This is a genomic window from Mycobacterium sp. TH-M11 (assembly GCF_057473725.1).
Genome location: NZ_JBYCLD010000109.1, coordinates 1 through 5,298, shown reverse-complemented (window position 1 = coordinate 5,298; position 5,298 = coordinate 1). Strand labels below are relative to the sequence as shown.

Genomic DNA, 5,298 nt, shown 5'->3' with positions numbered 1-5,298 from the left:
CAAAGTCTCTGGAACGATCTGAGCGTGTCAAGTGGACCGGCCGATCCACCGCCGCAATGGAGCAACGCCGTGATCGTCGACCCCTTGACGGCCGAACGGCTGGCGATTCCGGGCGGCACGGCCGAGCAGGACGTCTGCGCGATCGTGACCGCCGTCGCAGGGTGAGCTGGATTACGCCCACGCCCGGGGCCTGCTGCACCGGCACAAGCTGTCGCCGAGAACCGGCCTCGCGGCCGCGGCGCTTCTTGCACCGCTCTCGCTTGCGCGACGTGGACGATCTCATTTTTCTCCTGGAAAGACAGCCCACACGCCAATCCCGCCGGGGACCGCCGATGGCGAGCACGACGTCGTCGTCGGGATCGGCGCAGTCGGAGACGGTGGTGTGGACGTTGATCCCCGAACCGGACGGCACGCTGCGCGGCGTGCAAACCCAGACCGTGCTGAGCAACGAGCGTGGATCGCCGGGACCGACGCTGCGGACACCGGTGCTCGCTTCAAGGACCGGGGATGTGCCGCCGGATGTCATCGTCGCCGATCCCGCGCAGGCCGCCGACCACACACCTGCGCCGGTGGGTGCTGCCTCGCCGGCAGTGTTGGGTGGGATGTGTGCGGACATCGACAAGGTTGCCGTCGACGCCACGGCCAACCTGCAGGTGGTCTGCGAGGGCAACACCTGGGACAAGGCGCCGATCACCAGCGGCGTGCACCCGGTCGGGACGTCGTGCACCGATTACGCGGTGTTGACCATGTCCAAGTCCGAGGACGGCCACCTGATCCAGTGCGCCCCCGGCACCCGGATGTGGACCAGCCAGCACGGCTGATCGCTCCGCCTGTCGGTGCCGGGTTCTACCCTGGTGGACATGGCGTTTGCTACCGAGCATCCCGTGCTTGCCCACTCCGAATACCGCCCGGTTGAGGACATGGTGCGGGCCGGCGGCCGCTTCGAGGTGGTCAGCCCGTATGCGCCGGCCGGCGATCAGCCGGCCGCCATCGACGAACTGCAGCGCCGCATCGAGTCGGGGGAACGCGACGTCGTACTGCTCGGCGCCACCGGAACCGGCAAGTCGGCCACTACGGCGTGGCTGATCGAGCGGCTGCAGCGGCCGACGCTGGTGATGGCACCTAACAAGACGCTGGCCGCGCAATTGGCCAATGAACTACGAGAAATGTTGCCGCACAACGCCGTCGAATATTTCGTCTCCTACTACGACTATTACCAGCCCGAGGCCTACATCGCCCAGACCGACACCTACATCGAGAAGGACAGCTCGATCAATGACGACGTCGAGCGGTTGCGCCACTCGGCGACGTCGTCGCTGTTGTCCCGCCGCGACGTGGTGGTGGTCGCGTCGGTGTCCTGCATCTACGGTCTGGGCACGCCGCAGTCCTACCTGGACCGTTCGGTGGAGTTGAAGGTCGGCACCGAAGTGCCGCGTGACGCGCTACTGCGGCTGCTGGTCGACGTGCAGTACACCCGCAACGACATGTCGTTCACCCGCGGCACGTTCCGGGTGCGCGGCGACACCGTCGAGATCATCCCGTCCTACGAGGAACTCGCGCTGCGCATCGAGTATTTCGGCGACGAGATCGAAGCGCTCTACTACATGCATCCGCTCACCGGCGACGTTGTGCGCCAGGTCGATTCGCTCCGCGTTTTCCCGGCAACGCACTACGTGGCCGGCCCGGAACGAATGGCCCACGCCATCTCGACCATCGAGCAGGAACTCGAGCAGCGACTGGCTGAGCTAGAAGGCCAGGGCAAGCTGCTGGAGGCACAGCGGCTTCGGATGCGGACCAACTACGACATCGAAATGATGCGCCAGGTCGGTTTCTGCTCCGGAATCGAGAACTACTCGCGGCACATCGATGACCGCGGGCCCGGCTCGCCGCCGGCGACGCTGATCGACTATTTCCCGGAAGACTTTTTGATGGTGATCGACGAGTCGCACGTGACGGTGCCGCAGATCGGCGGCATGTACGAGGGCGACATGTCCCGCAAGCGCAACTTGGTCGAGTTCGGGTTCCGGCTGCCGTCAGCATGCGACAACCGACCGTTGACCTGGGAGGAGTTCGCCGACCGGATCGGCCAGACGGTGTATCTGTCGGCCACCCCGGGCCCCTACGAGCTGAGCCAGGCCGCAGGGGAGTTCGTCGAGCAGGTAATCCGCCCGACCGGTCTGGTCGACCCGAAGGTCGTGGTCAAGCCGACCAAGGGCCAGATCGACGATCTGATCGGTGAGATCCGCAAGCGCGCCGAGGCCGACGAGCGGATTCTGGTCACGACGCTGACCAAGAAGATGGCCGAGGACCTCACCGACTACCTGCTGGAACTCGGTATCCGGGTGCGCTACCTGCACTCCGAGGTCGACACGCTGCGACGGGTGGAGTTACTGCGTCAGCTGCGGCTCGGCGACTACGACGTGCTGATCGGCATCAACCTGCTTCGAGAAGGCCTCGACCTGCCCGAGGTGTCGCTGGTGGCGATCCTCGACGCCGACAAGGAAGGGTTCCTTCGTTCGTCGCGCAGCCTGATCCAGACGATCGGCCGCGCGGCCCGCAACGTCTCCGGCGAGGTCCACATGTACGCCGACAAGATCACCGATTCGATGAAAGAGGCGATCGACGAGACCGACCGGCGCCGCGCCAAGCAGATCGCCTACAACGAGGCCCACGGCATCGACCCGCAGCCGCTGCGCAAGAAAATCGCCGACATTCTCGACCAGGTGTACCGCGAGGCCGACGACACCGACGTCGCGATCGGTGGCTCGGGTCGCAACTCCTCGCGCGGGCGCCGAGCACAGGGTGAGCCCGGCCGGGCAGTCAGCGCCGGGGTGTTCGAAGGGCGCGACACCGCCAACATGCCGCGCGCTGAGCTAGCCGATCTGGTCAAGGATCTCACCGAGCAGATGATGACCGCGGCACGGGATCTGCAGTTCGAGCTGGCTGCCCGGTTCCGCGACGAGATCGCCGACCTGAAAAAGGAGCTGCGCGGGATGGACGCCGCCGGGCTGAAGTGAGCGAGACACTGTCCGCCGACGGCTGGCGGGCATTGCTGGGCCCCAAGTTCCTGGGCACGTCGACGCTGCTGGCCGGCGGGGTGGCGCTCTACGCCACGAACGAGTTCCTGACGATCAGCTTGTTACCGAGCGCGATTGCCGAGATCGGCGGTGAGCGCCTCTTCGCATGGGTGACCACGCTGTATCTCATAGGTTCGGTCATTGCGGCCGCGACGGTCAATGCGATGCTGCTGCGAGTCGGTGCGCGACGGTCATTTCTTTTGGGGCTGGCTGTGTTTGGTGTCGGCAGCCTGGTATGCGCGACAGCACCCGCGATGGGCGTGATGCTCGTCGGTCGGACCCTGCAGGGCGCGGCCGGCGGATTGCTGGCCGGTTTGGGCTACGCGCTGATCACGACGACCCTGCCGCGGACGCTGTGGACCCGGGCTTCGGCGTTGGTGTCGGCGATGTGGGGCGTCGCCACGGTGTTGGGTCCCGCGGTCGGCGGTCTGTTCGCTCAGCTCGGTTGGTGGCGCTGGGCTTTCGGCGCCATGGCGGTACTGTCTGCCGCGATGGCGGTGCTGGTCCCGGTGGTGTTGCGGGCCGGCCACGCCGACCCCGATCGGGCTGGCCTGCAGGTGCCGGTGTGGTCGGTGCTGCTGTTGAGCGCGGCGGCATTGACGGTCAGCATCGCCCAGGTTCCGACCAACATCATCCTGACGGTCGCGTTGCTGGCGGCAAGCGGGATCCTGATGGTCGTCTTCGTGTACGTGGATCGACGTGTGTCGGTAAAAGTGTTGCCCCCTAGTGTTTTTGGCCGCGGTCCTTTGAAATGGATCTACCTGGCCCTTGCAGTGCTGATGGTTTCGGCGATGGTCGACATGTACGTGCCGCTGTTCGGTCAGCGGTTGGCCGATCTGGCTCCGTTGCGGGCCGGGTTCCTGGGGGCTGCGCTGGCAGTCGGATGGGCGGTGAGTGAGCTGGTCAGCGCCTCGTTGAGAGGCGGTAAGACGGTCAACCGGGTGGTAATGGCGGCTCCGCTGGTCATCGCGGCCGGCCTGATGCTGGCCGCCGCCACGCAGGCTGACCATGCACCGCTGGGGTTGGTCGCTGCCTGGGCGGCAGCGCTGACGGTGACCGGCGCCGGTATCGGCGCGGGCTGGCCGCATCTGTCCGCATGGGCGATGCAGTGCGTCGACGAGAAGGAGGGCGCCGCGGCGGGCGCGGCGATCAACACGATCGAGATGATCGCCGGCGCGTTTGGCGCTGGGCTTGCTGGTGTCGTGGTCAACGGTGCGGAGGGCGACCTGGTGATCGCCGCCCGCGCCTTGTTCGCGGTGTTCGCCGCGGTGGGCTTGCTGGGCGCGCTGGTTTCTCGTCGCGCCGCCCGGGGCATGCGTTGAATAATTGAGGGCTGCAACCGGTCCCGGCGATCTCAGCGGACCGACTTGATGACCTGAGTGCGATGGAATTGCCACCGCTCGACGATGTGAAATCCGACGTCCCGCGGAATGAGATACGCGGGTGCCCGGCTGAATGACCGTCCCGGCGGCAAGGCGGTCCCGGCTTGATGATTGGGCAGCTTGGTGTCATGGGTGGTGATCGTCCACAGCGTCGTGCACTTGTACAGACGTCCGACGATCAACCAGACCGCGACATGGCCGTCCCACAACGTCTCGCGTTTGGGCGCGGGTACGCCGCGGCCGATGTCGACCAACGGCCGGAACGCGGCCGGCCGGGCCGCCAGCAGTGCGCGCACGGGTCCGGGCAGCCAGCCGACCGTGTTATCGACCAGCAGGCAGTCGCCGGGCGCGGCCCGGGCGGTGATCAGATCGGCGACGTCGCTGTAGTCCCAGCCTTCCTTGGCATAACGCTGCCGTTGGGACAGCAGGTAATTCGGGATGGCCGCCACGGCGAGCGTGACTAGTACCAGAGCGATCCAGCGCGGCCGCCGGGCGACCGCCACAATTGCGACCGCGATCATGATCGCCATCGCCGGTGTGGTGAAGAACAGGTACCGCGGATAGTAGAACGGATCGCTCAGCGCGGAATAGATCAGGCTGATCGCGGTCGGCAGCCCTATCCAGGCCGCGCAGATGATCGAGATCCGGCGGGTATCTCCGGCGACCGGCCAACGTCCGGTAGCCCGAACCGTCAGCGCGGCAACGAAAATGAGCGCCGTGACGATCGCGAACGGAACGCTGTTGTCGAAATACTGGTGCAGTACGACGTCGAGAATCGTGTGCCAACTCAGCCCATGAATCCACGCCACCTGGAAGCTCTGGCCGTGGGCGAACAGCAG

Annotated in this window: 3 protein-coding genes and 2 pseudogenes; 4 read left to right on the top strand and 1 reads right to left on the bottom strand. The window is 66.3% G+C overall.

What is annotated here, in order from left to right; translation table 11 throughout:
* Window positions 1-129: 129 nt before the first annotated feature.
* The 4 genes and pseudogenes from AC2VOG_RS04690 to AC2VOG_RS04675 form a co-directional block, all read left to right on the top strand.
* Window positions 130-202, top strand: a pseudogene (locus AC2VOG_RS04690) (hypothetical protein); the annotation flags it as partial.
* Between the two features lie 130 nt (window positions 203-332).
* Complete coding sequence (locus AC2VOG_RS04685; RefSeq protein WP_486938755.1) at window positions 333-821, top strand: hypothetical protein; 489 nt, start codon at window positions 333-335, stop codon at window positions 819-821.
* A 39-nt stretch (window positions 822-860) separates the two neighbouring features.
* The gene (gene uvrB / locus AC2VOG_RS04680; RefSeq protein ID WP_486938753.1) at window positions 861-3,017 is read left to right on the top strand and encodes an excinuclease ABC subunit UvrB; all 2,157 of its coding nucleotides are present in this window, start codon (window positions 861-863) and stop codon (window positions 3,015-3,017) included.
* Complete coding sequence (locus AC2VOG_RS04675; RefSeq protein ID WP_486938752.1) at window positions 3,014-4,399, top strand: MFS transporter; 1,386 nt, start codon at window positions 3,014-3,016, stop codon at window positions 4,397-4,399. Before uvrB ends, AC2VOG_RS04675 begins: the two co-directional genes overlap by 4 nt.
* 32 nt (window positions 4,400-4,431) lie before the next feature.
* Here the strand turns inward: AC2VOG_RS04675 and AC2VOG_RS04670 are convergent.
* Window positions 4,432-5,298: pseudogene (locus AC2VOG_RS04670) on the bottom strand (glycosyltransferase family 39 protein); the annotation flags it as partial.